An 18,037-nucleotide genomic window follows, 5' to 3' on the forward strand; every position below is an offset into this window, starting at 1 on the left:
GCCATCACTCGACGCGGAACGTCGTTTTCCCCTCGGGTCGCTCTCGCTCGGTCGCGACGAACGCGCGTATCTCGTGGTCGCCGCGGTCGAGCGGCGACGAGCGAAGGCCGCGGTCGTCGCGACGGGTCACCCGGCCGTCCCACGTCCACTCGCGGGTCTTGCGCTCGCGGGCGCGAAACGAGAGCGTTCCCGACCCGCCGGGGTCGCGGCGGGGTTCCTCGCTGGCCTCCAGCGCGCCGTCCACCTCCCACCCCCACAGCCGACGCGACGGGGTCGTCACCGCGACCGGCACGGGGAGGCGGTTGCGAAGGACGACTCGCACCGACACGGGATCTCCCGGCGCGTACACCTCGCGGTCGGTGTCGACGGCGATCGAGAGCCCGCGGGCGACCAGCGACGCCGGGAGGAGGGCGGCGACGGCGGCGCCGAGGTAGTCACGCGTCTCGTCGAAGCCGAGGCGATCGCCACCCTCTCGACTCCGCGGGGACTGTGGCACGGGCGTCGGAAGGGACGAGAGGCGAATGAGCGTGTCGGTTCCGTGCGATCGCACGACAGTTGCCCGTCGGCGGTCGGCGACCGTTCGGTGCCCTTCAGTACCCCTGCGCGTTGCCGTCCTTTCGAGGCTCGGTCGCGGCCGAGAGGACGCCGTCGGCGCTGCGGACGATCTGTGCCCCGCCGAACAGCGCCGGCGGGAGCGTCTTCACGTCGTGGCCCTTCCGGACCAACTTCGCGGCCGTGTTGCCGTCGAACTGCGGCTCCAGCGCCAGGCTACCATCCTCCCGGTACCGCCACCGGGCGCTGTCAAGCGCCGCCTGCAGCGGCTGGCCGTAGTCGACGACGTTCGAGATCACCTGCACGTGCCCCTGCGGCTGCATGTACCCGCCCATCACGCCGAAGGCCGCCCAGTCGTCGGTGCCGTCGTCGTCGGGCGCGAAGTCCGCCAGCGCCGGGATCAGTGTGTGGAAGGGTCGCTTGCCGGGCGCAAGCGAGTTGGGGTGGTCCGGGTCCAGCGAGAACGACGACCCGCGGTTCTGCAGCGCGATCCCGGTGTCGCCGGCGACCAGCCCCGAGCCGAAGCCGGCGAACCGGGAGTTGATGAAGGAGACGACGTTGCCCTCGTCGTCGGCGACGCACAGCAGCACCGTGTCGGCGTCCTCGGCGTTGGCGTCGGGCACGCCGAAGCTCACGTCGTCGTTGCACTCCTCGCCGACCTCCTGTGCACGCGTTGCCGCCCACTCCTTGCTCGCGAGCGGCGGATGCTCCTCGAAGTCGGGGTCGGTGATGTAGCGGTGGCCGTCGTGGAACGCGAGCTTCAGCGCCTCCGAGAAGTAGTGGACGCGCTCGGGGGAGTCGTAGTCGTGCTCCCCGGCACCGAGCTCCTCGGCGACGTTCAGCGCCTCCAGCGCGATGAGCCCCTGGTTGTTCGGCGGGAGCTCGTACACCTCTGTCCCGTTGTACGTCGTCGAGACGGGGTCGGGGAACTCCGGCTCGAAGTCCGCGAGGTCGTCGGTCGTGAGGAAGCCGCCGTGTTCCTGGACCTCGGCGGCGATCTGCTCGCCGATCTCGCCCTCGTACACCACGTCGGCGCCCTCCTCGGCGATCCGTCGAAGCGACTCGCCCAGCCGGGGGAGCGTCACGTGTTGGCCCACGTCCGGCGCCTCGCCGTCGAAGAGGAACGCCTCGCGGGCGTGGTCCGTCTCGAACAGCTCCTCGCCGTGCTGCCACTGCGCGGAGACGACCTCGGAGACCGGATAGCCGTCGATCGCGTACCGGATCGCCGGCCGGAGCAGCTCCGAGAGCGACTTCTCGCCGAACCGCTCGGCGGTGGCCTCCCACCCGCGGGCGGTGCCGGGGACCGTCACTGCGTGGGCACCCGTGGCTGGCATCTCGGCGTCGGCAGGGTCGACGTCCTCCTCGTCGGCGACGGCCTCGCGGACGTTCTCGATCGTCGCCTCGGCCGGCGACGGGCCGCACGAGCGCATCGCGCCCACCTCGCCGTCGGCGGTGCGGTACAGCGCGAACACGTCGCCCCCGAGCCCCGTCGAGGTCGGTTCGACGACGTTCAACGCGGCGGCGGTCGCGACCGCCGCGTCGAAAGCGTTTCCGCCGTCCTCGAGCACGGAGATCCCCGCCTGCGACGCGAGCGGCTGGCTCGTGGCCACGACGCCGCGCTGGCCGTACACCGTCGACCGGCGGGAGGAGAATCGATCGATATCAGGGTCCTGCATGTCCGACGAGTCGCCCCCGACGGCGGAAAAGGTGCCACCGTATATATTTGGGAAACCGGTTTTGTTGGGGGCCTTACAGCCCATGGCATGACGTTTTCACTGTGTGTTCGCGAGGAGACGCCCGCGGGACCGGCCTTCGGGGTCGGCGTCGCAACCGACGCCCCGGCGGTCGGCGCGCTCGCGCCGTACGCGAGCCATCGAGGCGCGGTCAGCACCCAGAGCTTCGTCAACGTGCGCCTGGGTCGACGCGGGATCAGGCTGCTCGACGACGTCGGGGTGGAGACAGCTCTCCCGGGCCTCCTCGAACGCGACGACGATAGCGACATGCGACAGCTTCACGGCGTCGACGACGAGGGGGGAGCGTTCGCGTTCACCGGCGACAGCTGCGAGGGGTGGTGCGGTCACCTCGTGCGCGAGGAGGAAGGGGTCACGGCCGCGGGGAACATGCTCGCGAACGGTGACACGCTCGATGCCGCCGTCGACACGTTCCTCGACGGCGCCGCCGGCGCCTCGAACGACCCCGTCCCGGACGCGGATCTCGTCCCCCGGCTCATCGACGCGCTCGAGGCCGGCCGCGACGCCGGCGGCGACAAGCGCGGCCACAGCTCCGCGGCGGTGCTCGTGAAGGCGCCGAAGACGACCGCCTACCACGACCTCCGCGTCGACGAACACGACGACCCCATCGCGGAGATACGCCGAGTGTACGAGGCCGCCGAGGACGCCAGCGGCGATTTCACCGAGGAGAAGAAAGGGCGGATCTTCGACTGACGACGCCGCTGCCGCGCTTCGACGACGGCGGGTCGGTGCCTCGATCGCGACGAACGTTTCCCACGGAGAGCGGGGCCAGCGTTCCCGATGACGTGGCCGGCCGCCGCGCGGTTCACGCGATTACACGGGAGCCGGTCGAGCGGAGCCCTCGACGCGGGCGATCGCGTCGCCTGCGGTCCCGTCCGTTCGCAACAACGGAGCCAAGCGGCGTCGAGCAGACGGGTCCGGACGGGGCCGAACCCGCCCGGGACGACCGGAGCGTTCGAGAGGAATCGACGGCGTTCGGTCCGGGATCAGTCGCCGACGCGCTCCTCGCCGGGCGCGTCGGGGTCGACCCGATGACAGGCGACGGTGGCGGCGTCGACGGTCTCGACGGTCCGCGGCGCCTCGTCGACGCAGGGGGAGGGGCACGTCTCTCGCAGCAGGGCCGCCGCGTCGTCGTCCTCGCCGGCGGCGACGAGCCGACCGGCCTCCCGGAGCGACTCGGTCACCCCGGCGGGGAACGCGTCGACGGCGCCCGGGAGCGCCGTCTCCAGCAGCCGGGCGGCGACGGTCTCGTCGGTGGCGGACGCGTCCGACTCGGCCTCGAGGCGGTCGCGGACCGCGTCGGGTTCGAGCTCGCCGCTCTCGACCCGCGTCCGGAACGAGAACGCCCGCCGGAACGACTCCTGGTCGCCGTCCCATCCCGCACCCGGAATGACCTCCGGGCATCGGGTGTGAAACCGACAGCCGGCCGGCGGGTCGATCGGTGAGGGGACCGACCCCCGGAGGACCGTCCGGTCGGATCGGTCGCCGGGGTCGATCCGGGGCACCGCCGACAGCAGCGACTTCGTGTACGGGTGGCGCGGCTCGGCGAACAGCTCGTCGACCGGCGCCGTCTCGACGATCTCGCCGAGGTACATCACCGCCACCCGGTCGGCCACCTGCCGGACGACCGAGAGGTCGTGGCTGATGAACAGCAGCGACAACCCCAGCTCCGTCTGCAGCTCCTCCAGCAGGTTGAGGATCTGCGCCTGCACGCTCACGTCGAGGGCGGAGACGGGCTCGTCGGCGACGATGAGATCCGGTTCCACCGCCAGCGCGCGAGCGATACCGACCCGCTGCTGCTGGCCACCGGAGAACTGACTCGGGTAGCGGTCGAGGTGCCCACGTTCGAGACCGACCCGCTCCAGCAGCGCCCCGGCACGGTAGCGGCGGAGGTCGGGAGTCGACGCGTCGACCGATATCCGGACCTCGTAGCCGTCGGCGGTGCGGTCGACGGTGGCCGCCAGCACCGCGCCGGCCTCGCCGAGATCGACCTCGATCCCCTCGCCGTCCGTGGCCGGACCCACCTCCACGTCGACGGCGGCGACGCCCTCCACGCTCCCGACCGCCCGGTCGACGTCGTCGTCGACGCTCACCGCGACCGGCTCCGTCACCGCTCCGTCGACGCGCACCTCGGCGGTCGTCGTCACGTCGGGGTCCGTCGACGGCTCGTCGTGGACCTCCATCGGTCCGATGACGATGTCGCCGACCGTCTTTCGCGGGTTCAGCGACGCCAGCGGGTCCTGAAACACCATCTGTAGGTGGCGACGGTACGGTCGCATCGCGGACCCGGAGAGGCCCGTGATCTCCTCGCCCCGGTACCGCACCGTGCCGTCGGTCGGCCGATGGAGGTTCAACAGCGCCTGTCCCAGCGTGGACTTGCCGCAGCCGGACTCGCCCACGACCGCGAGCGTCTCCCCCTCGCGGACCTCCAGGTCGACGCCGTCGACGGCCTTCACCGTCCCGCCCGTGCCGAGCAGCCGGTCGAGGAAGCCGTCGGACTGCTCGAAGTGTTTCTCCAGTCCCTCAGCCGACAACACCGGATCCGCGTCGTCGGCCGCCCCGTCGTCGCCGGGCGTCGCCGCATCGCGGTCGACCGAGTCGGGATCCTCGGAGTCGGGATCCTCGCTCGGCTCCGCGCCGACGGGTGTGTCCGCGCTCATAGTCGCTCACCGTCCGGACCGCGCCGTAGGCAGGCGGCCTCGTGGGTCCCGCCGTCGCCGGGAGCGTCCGAGTCGCCGACCGGGCGGAACTCCGGTTCGATCTCGAAACACTCCCGCTCGGCCTCGGGACACCGCGGTGCGAAGTGGCAGGCGTACGGAATGTCGATCAGGTCGGGGACGTTCCCCTGGATCGGTTGGAGGTCCCGATCCGGCTCGTCGAGTTGGGGCGTGCTGGCGATCAGTCCCTGGGTGTACGGATGTTGCGGATCGGCGAACAGCGCCTCGGTCTCGGCACGCTCGACGATCTCTCCGGCGTACATCACGTTGACCCGGTCACAGGTCTCGGCGACGACCGCGAGGTCGTGGGTTATCAGCAGGATGGACGTGTCGAACTCGTCCTTCAGCCCCTCCAGCTCCTCCAAGATCTGTGCCTGGATCGTCACGTCGAGCGCGGTCGTCGGCTCGTCGGCGACGAGCAGGTCCGGCTCACAGGACAGCGCCATCGCGATCATCGCGCGCTGACGCATGCCGCCGGAGAACTGATGCGGGAAGTCGGCGGCCCGCGCCTCGGGCTCGGGGATCTCCACGGCCTCCAGCATCTCGATCGCCCGGCGCCACGCGTCGCCGTTCTTCGCCGCGCCGACGATCTTCCGCTTCAGCTCGGCCGGGAGCGACACCGACTCGCCGACGTCCTGATGGAGGCGGACGGTCTCGGCGATCTGCTCGCCGACGGTCAGCGTCGGGTTCAGGCTGTTCATCGGGTCCTGAAACACCATCGAGATCCGACCGCCGCGAACCGCCTGGCGTCGGGCGTCCGACATCGCGAGCAGCGACTCGCCGTCGAAGCGCACGTCCCCCTCGACGATCTCGCCCGGCTCCTCGACGATCCCGACGACGCTCTCGGCGAGGACCGACTTGCCGGAGCCGGACTCGCCGACGAGCCCGACGATCTCGCCGGACTCGATCGTCAGGTCGACGCCGTCGACCGCCCGCACCACGCCCCGGTCGGTCGGGAACTGCGTGTGGAGGTTCTCGACCTCCAACACCGGGTCGCCGCCGTCGTCGCGCTCGGCGGCGACATCGATCGTGGCCATCTCAGTTCACCTCGCCCTCGGAGATGTCGAAGGCGTCGCGCAGGCCGTCTCCCACCGTGTTGAACGCGAGCACGGTGAACATGATCGCCAACCCGGGCATCACGGATATCCACCACGCCTGCGAGACGAACTGGCGGCCGTCGGAGATCAACAGTCCCCACGTCGGCGTCGTCGGTTTGACCCCGAGACCGAGGAACGAGAGCCCCGCCTCCGCGAGGATCGCGAACGGGATCATCAGCGTCGCCTGCACGATCAGCGGCGCGACCGCGTTGGGAAGCATCTCCTTGAACATGATGCGCGCGTCGCCCATGCCGACGGCGCGGGCGGCGGTGATGTACTCCTCCTCGCGTATCGACAGCACCTCGCCGCGGATGATCCGGGCGAAGTCGTCGATGAACGCGATCCCGATGGCGACCACGACGTTCAGCCACCCGAGGCCGCCCATCACGGCGATGATGCCGACCCCGAGGATGATCGTCGGGAACGCCCACTGGAAGTCGATGTAGCGCATGATCACCGAGTCGACCCAGCCGCCGTAGAACCCGGCGAGGATGCCGAGGGTGGTCCCCACGGTGAACGCGAACGCAACGGTCGCCAGGGCGACCCCCATCGAGATCCGCGCCCCGTAGATGATCCGGGTGAGGATGTCGTGGCCGAAGGAGTCGGTGCCGAGGTAGTGCGTCACCGTCTCGGTCGTCCCGTCGCCGTCGACGTCGGCCGTCGACTGGCCCATCGGCTCCTGCATGAAGCCGAACTGTTGTTCCGGCCCGTACGGCGCGACGTACGGGGCGAAGACGGCGACGAGCACGAGCGCCACGATGGTGACCGCCCCGGCGAGCGCCAGCTTGTTGTCGGTCAGCGCCTCGACGATCCGCTCGCCGGTCGACCGGTGGGCCGTGACGCGCTCGCCAGTCTCGTACTCCTGAGGCACCTCTCCGACGCCGAACTCGCCGGTGTTGCGAGCGTACGCGGGAGTTCCCCCGTCCGGGCGCGCCGCGTCGTCCGCCTCGGTGTCGGCCGACGCGTCGGTCGCGTCGGTCACGCCTGTTCACCTCCGTACCTGACCCGCGGATCGATCGCGGTGTATGCGATGTCGACGAGGAGATTCATGAAGACGAATATGCCGGATATCAGCAGGATGGCCACCTGCGTCACCGGGTAGTTGCGCTCCAGGATCGAGTCGACGAGCAGTCGCCCGAGCCCCTGGATGCCGAAGACGATCTCGACCGTGACGGTTCCCCCCAAGACCAGCGCGAGCTGGATGCCGGCGATCGTGACGACCGGCATGAGGGCGTTCTGCATCGCGTGTTTGTACAGCCGGACGCTGTCGCCGACGCCCTTCGCGCGGGCGGTCCGCATGTACTGCTCGTCGAGCGTCTCGATGAGCGACGAGCGCATCATCCGGGTGACGCCGGCCGCGTACGGGAGGCCGACGGCGATGCCCGGGAGGACGATCCCGCGCAGCCACGGCACGACGCCCTCCGAGATGTTCGTGTAGCCGACGACGGGGAACCAGCCCAGCCAGACGCCGAAGACGACGGCCAGCAGGATCCCGACGAAGAACGCCGGCATAGAGATGCCCAGGAACGCCGCGATCGTGGCGGCGTAGTCGGCCGGCTCGTTGCGGCGGGTCGCCCCGATGACGCCGGCGGGGATCGCGACCAACAGTCCGAGCGTGACGCCGAAGGCGGCGATCGAGAGCGTCTTCGGGACCGCCTGGGCGACGAGCGTGCCGACGGCCTCGCTCGAGGTGATGCTGGTGCCGAAATCGCCGACCAGCAGGTCCGTCATCCACTCGACGTACTGGACCGCCAGCGGCTCGTCGAGCCCGAGGTCCTCTCGCAGGCGCGCGACGGCCTCCTCCGTCGCCTCCTGACCGAGCATCCCTCTGACGGGGCCGCCCGGAACGGCCCGAAGCCCGAAGAACACCGTCGTGGCGACCATCCACATGACGAGGACGGCGTGTGCGACCCGTTTCGTGATGTACCGCCACATGAGCTACTCGTCGAGGTAGACCGTGTGGAAGTTGCGGAGACCGGGGATGTGGTTGAACCCCTTCACCTCGTTTCGGACGCCCGCGATGTCGTCCTGGTGGACCAGGTACGCGTGGGGGACGTCCTCGATGAGCTGGTCCTCGATGTCGTGGAGGATCCCCTTGCGCTCCTCCCGGTCCATCGTGCTGCGCTGCTCGGCCAGCATGTCGTGGACCTCCTGGCTCTCGTAGTCGACCCAGTTCCACACCCCGCCCTCGTCGGGGAGCCGGTAGAAGTTCCACAGCCCCTGTTCGGGGTCGGGATCGATGATGCTCCCGGAGATCGTCACGTCGTAATCGAGCTCCGCGTAGCGGCTCCAGTACGTCGAGGAGGTCACCTGGTCGATATCGACGTCGAACCCGGCGCTGTTGAGCTGCTGGCGCATCGCCTTCGCCGCACGGAGGTTTCCGGAGTTGGCCAGGATCGAGAAACTGGCGCCCTCCGCGCCGCTCGACTCGAGGAGTTCCTGCGCCTCCTCCGGGGCGTGCGCCTGCGTGTCCGGCTTGTCTTCGCGCCACGCCCAGGCGGTTCCCTTGGAGATGACGCCGTTGTCCGGCAGCGCGTTGCCGAAGTACGCGGCCTCGACGAACGCCTCGTTGTCGATGCTCTTGGCGATGCCCAGCCGGGCGTCCCGGGAGCCGAACGGCTCGCGGTTCTGGTTCATGGCGAACCCGGTCCAGTTGATCCCCGGCTGCGCGCTCGCGACCGCCTCGTCGGAGCTCTCGATCTCGCTGAGGTTCTGGAGCGGGAGGAGGTTCGAGAAGTGGATGTCGCCCGAGCGCAGCGCGTTCACGATCGACGACGGCTCCGGGATCGGCTGCACGTCGATCCCGTCGAGGTACGGGAGCGCGTTGCCGTCCTCGTCGGTCTCGAAGTAGTCGTCGTACGCGTCCAGCGTGACGCTGGTGCCGACCTCGTGGTCGACGACCTGGAACGGGCCCGTCCCGACGGGAGTGACGTTGTACTGTTCGGCCCCCATCTCCTCGATGGCGTCCTGACTGACGATCGTCGCCGCGCGGCCCGGTCCGCGGGAGAGGTACACGAGCGCGACGGCGTTCGGATCCTCGAACCGGACCGTCACCTCGTAGTCGCCGCCGACCTCGACGCCGCCCTCGTCGATCGGCTGGAGCGTGGAAAGCTTCGACGCCGCCGGCGCCTCCTCCTCGATGGTCCGACGGATCGTGTACAGCACGTCGTCGGCGGTGAACTCCGCCCCGTTGTGGAACGTGACGTCATCGCGCAGCTGGAAGGTGAACGTCGCGCCGCCGTCCTCGACGGTCCAGTCCTCGGCGAGGTCCCCCCGGATCGTCAGGTCGCTGTTGAACGTCGTGAGTCCGCTGAACACGTTCGCCGCGAGCTGGAAGTACTGGCCGACGCTGATGTACGGCGGGTCGAGGTCCTCGATGGACCCCGTGAACCAGCCCGCCTGCAGCCGGCCACCCTGCTTGTCCTCCGGCGGGGCCGTCGTCTCCTCGGTGTCGCCGCCGTCGTCGCCCCCGGAGTCGCCCCCGGAGGCGTCGGTCTCCCCGTCGCCGCCGTCGTCGCCGCCGCCGCCGAGACAGCCCGCGAGGCCGCCCAGTCCTGCCGCCCCGAGGAGGGCGGTCGTCGTCCGGCGGTCCACCACGGGACCGCTCAGCGCTTCGTCCGTGAGCTCGTCCGATGCCATACATCATTGATACAGAGTAACAAGGTTCAAGGTGACCCCAAAAGGATTCGGTGTATGGTGACGAACGTCGCCGGGGAGGGAGCCGAACAGCCGATGCGGGAGGTGACGCTTCGGATCAGACACAACGGACAACCGGAGTGTGAGGTATCCGCACGGTACCCCAGCGTGACCATGCGCTCGATCTCTTCGATGACGGGGCGGACGACCGAGCGCAAGCGGATCATCGAGCTGAGCGGCGACCCCGACGAGGTGGCGGCGTTCATCGACGACTTCCGCGACGGCGAGCCGATCATCGCCGCCGACCCGGTGACGCCGCTGGGGGAGCCGACGGTGCTCGTCGCGCTCACGTTCAACGCCGAGGAGTGGGACAGCATCGGCGAGCAGTTCGCCGAACTCGGACTCCACTATCACACCGGCACCGTCATCAGCGGCGGGTGGGAGCGCTGGACGCTGTACCTGGAGCCGGACGACGACCTCTCGGCCGTCATCCGGGCCGTCGAGGCGGACGGCAACGACGTCGAGCTCGTCCGTCAGGTGGAGATGGACGACATCGAGCCGTCCTCGCGGTTCGAGACGGTCGGCGCGCTCCACGAGCTCACCCAGCGCCAGCGCGAGGCGCTCGCGGCGGCGATCCGGGCGGGGTACTACGGCCACGAGAAGGACGCCGGGGTCGAGGACGTGGCCACGGAACTGGACGTCAGCACGACGACCGCGTGGGAGCACCTCGCGCGCGCCGAGGGGAAGGTGATGGACGACCTCGGCGAGTTCCTCGGTCGCGACGACCGGTCGGAGTGAGCGCCGGACGGAGGACCCGCACGGACCCGGCGCGTCGGCCGGACTTCGGCCTCGCCCGCTCGGGGCCCGTCCCTGCTCCAGGTCCGCGTCCTACTCCAGGTCCGCGTACGGCCAGCGCCCGCCCATCCGCAGTTCCTGTTCGTACCCCTCGTCGATGGCGTCGCGCATCTCCGTGCGGGTTCGACCCGGCGTCTCTACGTCCGCCGAGGCGACGCGCGCGACCGCCTCGGCGACCTGAACGGCCACGTCGCGCAGGTCCCGCGAGTCGAGCTTGTCCAGCGTGTCGGCGTGGGTGTGTCCCCAGCCGCGGCCGGACTGCTCGGACGTGGTCGAGGTCATCACGGCCGGGACGCCCTCCTGCACGAACGCCCACTGGTCGCCGTGCGGGGAGATGGTGTCGTCCGTCGAGAGGCTGGCGTCGAGGTCGTCGGTCACCGCCTCGAACACCGCCCCGACCTCCTCGAACTCGTTCGTTCCCACGCGGAGGTTCCGGGACGAACAGGCGCCGTCGAGGTTGACGACGCACTTCGTGTCGTCGAGATCCGTCGTCTCCGCGCAGCGATACGCCCCCCACAGGCCGATCTCCTCGGAGCCGAAGGTGACGAGGCGGACGCGCGTGTCCAGTTCCACGTCGTCGCGGGCGAGGATCCGGCCGACCTCCGCGACCAGCGCGGAGCCGGCGCCGTTGTCGTTGGCGCCGTCGGCGATGTCGTGGGCGTCGACGTGGGCGGTGAGGAGGACGTGCTCGTCGGTGTCGGGACCGACCTCCGCCTCGACGTTCACCGAGGTCGTCGGCTCGTTGCGGCAGTCCACGGAGACGGTCGCCTCACAGCCCTCCTCGGCGTAGCGCGCGAGCCGCTCGCCCACCTCGCGGGAGACGCCGACGGCCGGGATCGGCCCGGGGCGCTCGTGGTAGCCGACCTCGCCGGTCGGCGGCACCGACCCCTCGACGTGGTTCCGGAAGACGAACGCGACGGCGCCGTGGTCGGCGGCGTTGACGTACTTCTCCATCCGGTGGATCCAGCGGTCGACCGACTCCGGCGTCGCCGACGACGCCATCGCGATGGCCCCGTCCAATTCGTCGGCCCGCTCCTCGAACTCCTCGTAGGTGCCGTCGCCCACGTCGACGACGCGGCCGGTCGCCTCACCCGCGGGGCAGCCGGGGAGCGCGAGCACGTCCTGTCGCCCGTCGTGAACGCGCTCGTGGGGCTCGTGGATCGACAGCGACGAGTCGCCGCGCCACCAGCCGGGGATCTCGAACTCCTCGAGCCGGGCGTTCCGGGCGCCGGCGCGCTCGAACGCGTCGCGGACGACCTCGGCGCCCTCGCGCTCGCCAGCCTGCCCGGCCATCCGGCTCCCCACGTCGACCAGGTCGGTCAGCACGTCCCAGCCGAAGCCGCTCGTCTGTGCGTCGCCCACGGCCGCGTTCGACAGTCGCATGCCCCCGGCTTCGACGCGACCGACTTGAGTTCCCGGATCCCGGCCGACGCCGCCGGTCGATCGGCCGTACCCGAGACGGCGATCGCGATCACGGCTGCACCCACGGCGGAGGCGCCGACGGCACCCGCGACCGAGGCCGACGACCACGACCACGACCACGGCGGTCGCCCCCGAACTCGATCGCTCGGCCTGCGACAAGTTCATGTGGTGTGGTACCGAATACCGCAAAAGATGCCCGAACCCACGGACCTCTCCGACGCGGACGAACGAGTGTTGCGCCACCTGGCCGACACGAGCGCCGACTACCCGGCGCTGGTGGCCGCCAACACCGGCCTCCACATTCCGCTCGTGGAGCGGCGGATGGCGACGCTCGCGGAGCGTGGGTTCGTCGAGGTCGCGACGGCCGAACGGCTCTACCGGATCACCGAGGCGGGCCGCCGCGCGCTCGACGGCGGCTCGCCGGCCCCGTCGGGCACCCCGACCCCCGACGAGACGGTCGCCGACGGCGGGACCACCCCAGACACCGGTTGACGCCGGTCCCCTCCCGACTCACGCCTCAGTCGACGCCAGCGCCGTCTCGAACGCCAGTTCCGCCGCCCGCTCGTCGAGGTCGATCGGGAGGCTCGGCCGCACGCTCCCGCCGCGGGCCGCCTCCCCCTCGGCCGCCGTCGCCGCGGCCTGCTCGGGCGTCGCGGGGAGGTGGAGGAACCCCGCAGGGGTGCCAGTCCCCTCCAGCAGCGCGAGCGTTCGATAGAGGATGCCGTTGCAGAGGTGGGTCCCGGCGGTGTTGGAGACGCGGGCCGGGACGCCCTCCGCCAGACACGCCTCGACCGTCTCGCGCACGGGCAGCGTCGCGAGGTGGGCGTCCCGACCGGCCGGGTCCAGCGGCTCGTCGACGGGGTCGTTCCCGGCGTTGTCGGGGACGCCGACCGTGTCCGCCACGTTGATCGCGACGCGCTCGACGCACACCGCCGAGCGCCCCGCCGCGAGCCCGGTGGCGACGACGGCGGCCGGGTCGTGCTCGTCGATCAGGTCGGCCATCGCGGGTCCCGCGGCGTCGAACGCGACCGGGAGAATCCGGCCGATCACCTCGTGGTCGGCGACGGTCCGACCGTCCAACGCCTCGGCGACGGTCCCGGAGGGGTTCACGTCGTGGTCGCCGAACGGCTCGTAGCCGGTGCAGAGTACGGTCATAGCCGGCGTCGTCGCCGACGACCCCTAAGCGTTCGCGTCGCCCGAAGGGGTCGCCGGTACGGCTCCAGTCGAAAGTGCTCGCTCGCCCTCGGCCCGCCGCTACTGGGCGAAGCGGACCGGGGACCGCTCCGCCGTTCCTCCGGGACGGTCACCTCGCTCCGCTCGGTTCGCGTCTCGCCTCAGTCGTCGCCGGCGACGGCCGCCGCCTCGGCCGCCGAGTCGTCCCGAAGCGTCGTCGCGGCGACGACGCCGGCGACGATGACGAGTCCCGCGCACGCGAGGTACTCGCCCGAGAGGCCGATCTCGGCCGCCAGCGGCAGCGCCACCAGCGGGCCGAGCGTCGATCCCAGATCGCCGAAGACGTTGTAGACCCCGCCGAGCTTTCCCACGTCCCCGCCGGGGGCGATGTCGCCGAGGTACGCGAGCAGCGGCGGGCCGGTCAGACCGGCGCCCGCGCCGACGAGGCCGACGCCAGCCAGCACGCCCGGCGCGGTCGGCACCAGCGCCGTGAGCGCGAACCCCGACCCGAACACGGCGAGTCCGGGGACGACCGTCGTGAGCCGGCCCATGCTGTCGGAGAAGCGACCGACCGCGAGGTTCGACACCGCCAGCGCGACGACGGAGACGGCCATCACGAGGCCGCTGGTGCCGGCGCCGGCGAACCCGCCCAACGAGATGTCGTTGGCCTCGGTGTACAGCACGACCGTCGACAGCAGGACGCCCGCGTAGAGGAACCGGATCGTGAAGTTGACCGCGCCGACGGCCCCGATCCGGGGATCGGCGCGGACGAGCGCCGGCACGTCGCGCAGGCGGCTCTTCTCCCCGACCTCCGGCGACACGTCCGGGAGCACGCGGTAGGCGACGGCCGCCGCGAACAACCCCGCGGCGCCCGCGACCGCGAACGCCTCGCCGTAGCCGTACAGCTCCGTGACGACGCCGCCGAGGATCAGCCCCGTCGGGAAGCCGAGGCTCTGCCCGCCGCGCATGTACCCCACCCAACGGCCGCGGTTCGCCGACGTGGTCACGTGCGTCACCGTGGAGAACGCGCCGACGAACACGAACGCCGAGCCGATCCCCCACGCCGCCCGCGACACGAGGAAGACGGCCGACGATGGGACCCCGAACGGCGGGTTCAGCCCGACGAGGTAGCCGAAGGGGACGAGCCCCTGCACGACGAACCCCGCGATCATCGGCCGGCGCGTCCCCATCCGGTCGAGGATGCTCCCCGCCGGCGTCGACATCACCAGCCGCGTGAAGCGGTTGATCGAGAGGATCAGCCCGACGAGAACCGGCGCGATGCCGAGCACCGACCCCAACGCCGGGATGGTCGGAAACGCGACGCCGCCACCCACCCCCCCGAAGAACACGCCGGCGACGAGGCTGAGAACGACGGTCCGCACCTGCTGCTCGGAGTAGGCGGGCGCGTCGTTCGGGGTGTCGGTCGGGTCCGTCGTGTCGGTCATGTCGATGCTCGTGTCTCGGCTGTCGAGATCGGTCGGTGGCGCGGTCGGCGGCGTCGCACCGTCGTCCCCGTCGCGCGAGTTCGAGTCGAAGCGGAGGGTGAACCGGTACGTGAGCGATCGGGACGCCGGAACGATCCGATCAGTAGTCGGACGCACCCGACCGCTCCGACGTACCGGACTGCCTCCGACGTATCGGACGCTCCGGAGTTCGATGGGCTCCCGCTCACGTCGGTTGTCCGAGCACGTCGGTTACTCGCTCACGCCCCGTTCGGCACTGTCGCGCTCACCACGCGTACTCCTCGCGCGGGTCCACGTCGTCGCGCTCGCGGTCGAACACGACCTCGCCGTCGACGACGACGAACTGGCTGCGGGTGTCCATCTCGTGGAACGGGCCGTCCCACACGACCAGGTCGGCGTCGGTCCCCTCGGCGAGGTCGCCGACGCGGTCGCCGATCCCGAGGATCTCCGCCGGGTTCGTCGTCACCGCGTCCAGCGCCGCCTGCTCGGGGAACCCCTCGCGGACCGCGAGGCCGACGCACACGTCGAGGTGCTGTTGGGGGAGCACCGGCGCGTCGGTCTGGATGGCGACGGTGACGCCCGCCTCGTGGAGGATGCCGGGCGTCTCGAAGGTGATGTTCCGGAGCTCGTACTTCGAGGCCGACGAGAACGACGGGCCGACGATGGCGGGCACGTCGCGGTCGGCGAACTCCTCCGCGATCACGTGGCCCTCCGTGGCGTGCTCGATGGAGAGGCGGTCGATGCCGAACTCCTCGGCGATCCGGAACACGGTCATGATGTCGTCCGAGCGGTGCGCGTGGACGCGCAGCGGGAGGTCGCCCTCCAGCACGCGCGCGAGGTTCTCCCGGCCGAGGTCGCGCTCGAACGGCTCGCCGTTCTCGCGGGCGTGCTCGCGCGCCTCGACGTAGTCCTCGGTCGCCATGAGTTCCTCGCGGAGGGTGGCGGCGACGCCCGGCCGCGTGGACGGCTGTCGGCCCTCGCGCTCGCCGTGGAAGCGCTTGGGGTTCTCGCCCATCGCGGCCTTCATCCCGTCCTCGGCGATCAGCATTCGGTCGGCCACGTCGCCGTAGGTCTTCATCGAACAGATGACGCCGCCGATGACGTTGCCCGACCCCATCCGCGCGGAGACGGTGGTGACGCCGTTCTGGAACGCGCCCTGCAGCTCCTCGTCCCGCGGGTGGAATCCGTCGAGCGCGTTGACGTGCGGCGTCGTCGCGCTCGTCCCCTCGTTGAAGTCGCCGTCCTCCGGTTCCCCCCACTCCGCCATCCCGGCGTGGCTGTGGGCGTCGATCAGCCCGGGGGTGACCTCCATCCCCGTCGCGTCGATCTCCGTCGCGCCGTCGGGGGCGTCGACGTCGCCGACGGCCGCGATCTCCCCGTCGACGACGAGGACGTCGCCCTCGATCGTTCCTCGCTCGGTCTGCGTGTGCACCGTCCCGCCCCGGACGACGAGCGCGTCCGCGTCTGCGTCGCTCATTGGCTCGCGGTTGGCGAAGCGCTCGGAAAGCGTTTCGGTTCGAAACGGCCGGACCGTTGGGACGGTGACCGGGTCGAACCGCGAGCAATGGAGGACTGGGAGACGCGAGCGGGAAGGAGTCGACCGCGGCGACGGGCGGAAACCGATGCTGTCAGACGGAGCCGGACCGGCCTACAGCTGTCGACGCACCGTCTCGGCGAGGTCCGTGACCGGACCGGGGCGGAACGTCCAGACGCCGCGCCACACGTTCGGCTCCTCCTCCAGCGCGAGGAGTCCTGCGGGCGTGGTGTCGGGACCGATCGCGTCGGCCGGCGGGTCGAACACCACGAACCAGGAGTCGCTGTAGCCGTGGCCGTAGCCGGCGTGAGCGGTCACGTCCAGCCGCGGCTCGGGGTCCCAGTCCGGCTCGCCGTACACGTGTACGTCCACGTCGCCGTCGGAGAGGCGTTCGTACGCCCGCATGGTGCCGGTTTCGTCGTCGATCCGCGAGAGGCGCTGGAAGGAGGCGTGGAGTTCGCCCCGGTCCGCGCGGTGCGCGCGCAACTCGATCTGCCTGCTCATCGCGATGAGCAGGAGCTTCTCCTTGTGTGCGAGCGGATACCCCCGCAGGCGGAAGGGCACGTCCGCGAGCTCGGTCAGCACCGAGGGCAGCGCCGCGTCGTCGAGGTCGAGCGTCCCGGTGGTGTAGATGTCCGAGTTGACCATGAGGATCGCACGCTCGAGCGACGCCAACGGCGAGGTCGCGACGACCTCGTCGTTCTCGACGAGGACCGCGACGTCGTCGTCGACGCCCTCGACGTCCGACGAGTCGACGGTGACCGTCACCGACTGGTCGGCGAACAGCCGACGGAGCATGGAGTCGAGGGGCGTGCTGCCGTCGCGACGAACCACCGCGAGGCGCTTGTCGGTGGCCCCGTCGGACGCGAGCTTCTCGAACTGCGCGTCCAGCCTCATGTACGCCGGTCGAGTTCGAACCGACATATAAGCCTGATTCTGTTGCAATCAACGACGAGAACTGAGGCGACGACGTGGTGAGGCCGACGGCGTTCGTCCGGATCGCGTGTCGGTTCAGAGCCGCGACGACTGTCGCGTCCGCCACGTCGCGACCACCGTGACAACTCCTGTCACTGCGGAGGAACAATTAAGCATTGGGCCCCCATCGGCGGAAGTACGACGAACCACGGAGGCCCCCCAATGACCGACCACACCACTCCCGCACTCCGCTCGCCGCTCGGTAGCGGCGGGGACGGGTGGTCGGTCGCCGGCGCCCCCGCGGCCGTCCCGACTGTGGTCGCCGCCCCGAAGGCGACCGCGACCGGGACCGGCGTGGGTACCGCCGCGGGGAATATCGCCCCCGTGTACGGACCGTCCGTCTCCATCGCCGCGTGACCCGGCGACGCGTCTCGGGCTCGACCCGAGCGGAGGCGGACGCCGTTCTCCACCTACCGTTCAGGTCCCCGTGACCCCGTCAGCCGGCTCGCGCGGCCGACCCGCTCCCCGGGAAGGCCCGCAGTCGCGTTCGAGCCGCGCAGGGAGTCTATGTCGGTCCACCGACAGCGACTGGCCGACGCCAGCATGACCATCGCAGTGTCCAGATCCGCGCCCGGCGATCTCGCCGACGGCGCCGAATCGAAGCTCGCCCGCGCCGACGCGGTCGGCGCCGTCGAGTCGCTCGACATCCGCGGCCTCCAGCCCGGCCTCAACGACCTCACGGTCGAGGCCGAGGCCACCGTCGCGCTCGCGAGCGACGCGAGCGAGGACCGGGAGGCCGTCGCCGACGCGCTCGCCGAGACGTTCGGCGTGACCGACGTGGCGGTGACGGCCGTCCGCTCGGTCCCGCCCGATAGCGCCGACGGCGCCGCCGTCGCCGGCGAGTAGCGTCGGCGACGGCGAC

General features: G+C 70.9%; 17 protein-coding genes. 5 read left to right on the top strand and 12 right to left on the bottom strand.

What is annotated here, in order from left to right; translation table 11 throughout:
• Positions 1-4 precede the first annotated feature (4 nt).
• Complete coding sequence (locus GRX01_RS01220) at positions 5-496, bottom strand: hypothetical protein (protein WP_233740800.1); 492 nt, start codon at positions 494-496, stop codon at positions 5-7.
• A 94-nt stretch (positions 497-590) separates the two neighbouring features.
• Positions 591-2,228: a gamma-glutamyltransferase family protein gene (locus GRX01_RS01225; RefSeq protein ID WP_159662618.1), complete on the bottom strand. Its 1,638-nt coding sequence runs from the start codon at positions 2,226-2,228 to the stop codon at positions 591-593.
• Between the two features lie 87 nt (positions 2,229-2,315).
• Between GRX01_RS01225 and GRX01_RS01230 the strand changes: the two genes are divergently transcribed.
• Positions 2,316-2,996, top strand: coding sequence for a DUF1028 domain-containing protein (locus GRX01_RS01230; RefSeq protein WP_159662620.1), 681 nt, complete (start codon positions 2,316-2,318; stop codon positions 2,994-2,996).
• 293 nt (positions 2,997-3,289) lie between these two features.
• On the opposite strand, the gene GRX01_RS01235 is transcribed toward GRX01_RS01230, so the two are convergent.
• From GRX01_RS01235 to GRX01_RS01255, 5 genes are read right to left on the bottom strand one after another with little or no spacing between them, the layout of a single operon-like run.
• The gene (locus tag GRX01_RS01235) at positions 3,290-4,963 is read right to left on the bottom strand and encodes an ABC transporter ATP-binding protein (RefSeq protein WP_159662622.1); all 1,674 of its coding nucleotides are present in this window, start codon (positions 4,961-4,963) and stop codon (positions 3,290-3,292) included.
• Positions 4,960-6,057, bottom strand: coding sequence for an ABC transporter ATP-binding protein (locus GRX01_RS01240; RefSeq protein WP_159662624.1), 1,098 nt, complete (start codon positions 6,055-6,057; stop codon positions 4,960-4,962). Before GRX01_RS01240 ends, GRX01_RS01235 begins: the two co-directional genes overlap by 4 nt.
• 1 nt (position 6,058) lies before the next feature.
• Positions 6,059-7,099 carry an ABC transporter permease gene (locus tag GRX01_RS01245; protein WP_321167848.1) on the bottom strand — a complete coding sequence of 347 codons (1,041 nt, stop codon included), beginning with the start codon at positions 7,097-7,099 and terminating at the stop codon, positions 6,059-6,061.
• Positions 7,096-8,052 carry an ABC transporter permease gene (locus tag GRX01_RS01250; RefSeq protein WP_159662626.1) on the bottom strand — a complete coding sequence of 319 codons (957 nt, stop codon included), beginning with the start codon at positions 8,050-8,052 and terminating at the stop codon, positions 7,096-7,098. The genes GRX01_RS01245 and GRX01_RS01250 overlap by 4 nt, the downstream gene beginning before the upstream one ends.
• Before the next feature lie 3 nt (positions 8,053-8,055).
• Positions 8,056-9,756, bottom strand: coding sequence for an ABC transporter substrate-binding protein (locus GRX01_RS01255; RefSeq protein WP_159662628.1), 1,701 nt, complete (start codon positions 9,754-9,756; stop codon positions 8,056-8,058).
• Positions 9,757-9,810: 54 nt separating this feature from the next.
• On the opposite strand from GRX01_RS01255, the gene GRX01_RS01260 reads away from it, so the two are divergent.
• Positions 9,811-10,551 (top strand): helix-turn-helix domain-containing protein, encoded by a 741-nt coding sequence (locus GRX01_RS01260; protein ID WP_233740801.1) that lies wholly within the window; start codon positions 9,811-9,813, stop codon positions 10,549-10,551.
• A 90-nt stretch (positions 10,552-10,641) separates the two neighbouring features.
• Here the strand turns inward: GRX01_RS01260 and GRX01_RS01265 are convergent, their stop codons facing one another.
• Positions 10,642-11,991, bottom strand: a complete 1,350-nt coding sequence (locus GRX01_RS01265) for a M28 family peptidase (RefSeq protein ID WP_159662630.1) — start codon at positions 11,989-11,991, stop codon at positions 10,642-10,644.
• Positions 11,992-12,222: 231 nt separating this feature from the next.
• Between GRX01_RS01265 and GRX01_RS01270 the strand changes: the two genes are divergently transcribed.
• Entirely contained in the window at positions 12,223-12,522 is a 300-nt protein-coding gene (locus tag GRX01_RS01270; RefSeq protein ID WP_201289468.1) for a DUF2250 domain-containing protein, read from the top strand.
• 18 nt (positions 12,523-12,540) lie between these two features.
• Here GRX01_RS01270 and GRX01_RS01275 read toward each other — a convergent pair whose 3' ends face one another.
• From GRX01_RS01275 to GRX01_RS01290, 4 genes are all read right to left on the bottom strand, one after another.
• On the bottom strand, positions 12,541-13,185 hold the full coding sequence (locus tag GRX01_RS01275) for a pyroglutamyl-peptidase I family protein (RefSeq protein WP_159662632.1): 645 nt from the start codon (positions 13,183-13,185) through the stop codon (positions 12,541-12,543).
• A 179-nt stretch (positions 13,186-13,364) separates the two neighbouring features.
• Positions 13,365-14,648, bottom strand: coding sequence for an MFS transporter (locus GRX01_RS01280; protein ID WP_159662634.1), 1,284 nt, complete (start codon positions 14,646-14,648; stop codon positions 13,365-13,367).
• 283 nt (positions 14,649-14,931) lie between these two features.
• The gene (locus GRX01_RS01285; protein ID WP_159662636.1) at positions 14,932-16,143 is read right to left on the bottom strand and encodes an amidohydrolase family protein; all 1,212 of its coding nucleotides are present in this window, start codon (positions 16,141-16,143) and stop codon (positions 14,932-14,934) included.
• Positions 16,144-16,314: 171 nt separating this feature from the next.
• A complete protein-coding gene (locus GRX01_RS01290; protein ID WP_159662638.1) occupies positions 16,315-17,097 on the bottom strand; it encodes a DICT sensory domain-containing protein in 783 nt (260 codons plus the stop codon).
• A gap of 240 nt (positions 17,098-17,337) precedes the next feature.
• Here GRX01_RS01290 and GRX01_RS01295 point away from each other — a divergent pair, with 240 nt between their 5' ends.
• A complete protein-coding gene (locus tag GRX01_RS01295) occupies positions 17,338-17,532 on the top strand; it encodes a hypothetical protein (protein WP_159662640.1) in 195 nt (64 codons plus the stop codon).
• 150 nt (positions 17,533-17,682) lie between these two features.
• Positions 17,683-18,021, top strand: coding sequence for a hypothetical protein (locus GRX01_RS01300; RefSeq protein ID WP_233740802.1), 339 nt, complete (start codon positions 17,683-17,685; stop codon positions 18,019-18,021).
• Positions 18,022-18,037 lie beyond the last annotated feature (16 nt).

Source organism: Halobaculum saliterrae (genome assembly GCF_009831625.1).
GTDB classification, from domain to species: Archaea; Halobacteriota; Halobacteria; order Halobacteriales; family Haloferacaceae; genus Halobaculum; species Halobaculum saliterrae.

Coding starts and splice junctions, on each gene's coding strand:
- GRX01_RS01225 (WP_159662618.1), bottom strand. CDS start 2,228: ATGCAGGACCCTGATATCGATCGATTCTCCTCCCGCCGGTCGACGGTG.
- GRX01_RS01230 (WP_159662620.1), top strand. CDS start 2,316: ATGACGTTTTCACTGTGTGTTCGCGAGGAGACGCCCGCGGGACCGGCC.
- GRX01_RS01235 (WP_159662622.1), bottom strand. CDS start 4,963: ATGAGCGCGGACACACCCGTCGGCGCGGAGCCGAGCGAGGATCCCGAC.
- GRX01_RS01240 (WP_159662624.1), bottom strand. CDS start 6,057: ATGGCCACGATCGATGTCGCCGCCGAGCGCGACGACGGCGGCGACCCG.
- GRX01_RS01250 (WP_159662626.1), bottom strand. CDS start 8,052: ATGTGGCGGTACATCACGAAACGGGTCGCACACGCCGTCCTCGTCATG.
- GRX01_RS01255 (WP_159662628.1), bottom strand. CDS start 9,756: ATGGCATCGGACGAGCTCACGGACGAAGCGCTGAGCGGTCCCGTGGTG.
- GRX01_RS01260 (WP_233740801.1), top strand. CDS start 9,811: ATGGTGACGAACGTCGCCGGGGAGGGAGCCGAACAGCCGATGCGGGAG.
- GRX01_RS01265 (WP_159662630.1), bottom strand. CDS start 11,991: ATGCGACTGTCGAACGCGGCCGTGGGCGACGCACAGACGAGCGGCTTC.
- GRX01_RS01270 (WP_201289468.1), top strand. CDS start 12,223: ATGCCCGAACCCACGGACCTCTCCGACGCGGACGAACGAGTGTTGCGC.
- GRX01_RS01275 (WP_159662632.1), bottom strand. CDS start 13,185: ATGACCGTACTCTGCACCGGCTACGAGCCGTTCGGCGACCACGACGTG.
- GRX01_RS01280 (WP_159662634.1), bottom strand. CDS start 14,648: ATGACCGACACGACGGACCCGACCGACACCCCGAACGACGCGCCCGCC.
- GRX01_RS01285 (WP_159662636.1), bottom strand. CDS start 16,143: ATGAGCGACGCAGACGCGGACGCGCTCGTCGTCCGGGGCGGGACGGTG.
- GRX01_RS01290 (WP_159662638.1), bottom strand. CDS start 17,097: ATGAGGCTGGACGCGCAGTTCGAGAAGCTCGCGTCCGACGGGGCCACC.
- GRX01_RS01295 (WP_159662640.1), top strand. CDS start 17,338: ATGACCGACCACACCACTCCCGCACTCCGCTCGCCGCTCGGTAGCGGC.
- GRX01_RS01300 (WP_233740802.1), top strand. CDS start 17,683: ATGTCGGTCCACCGACAGCGACTGGCCGACGCCAGCATGACCATCGCA.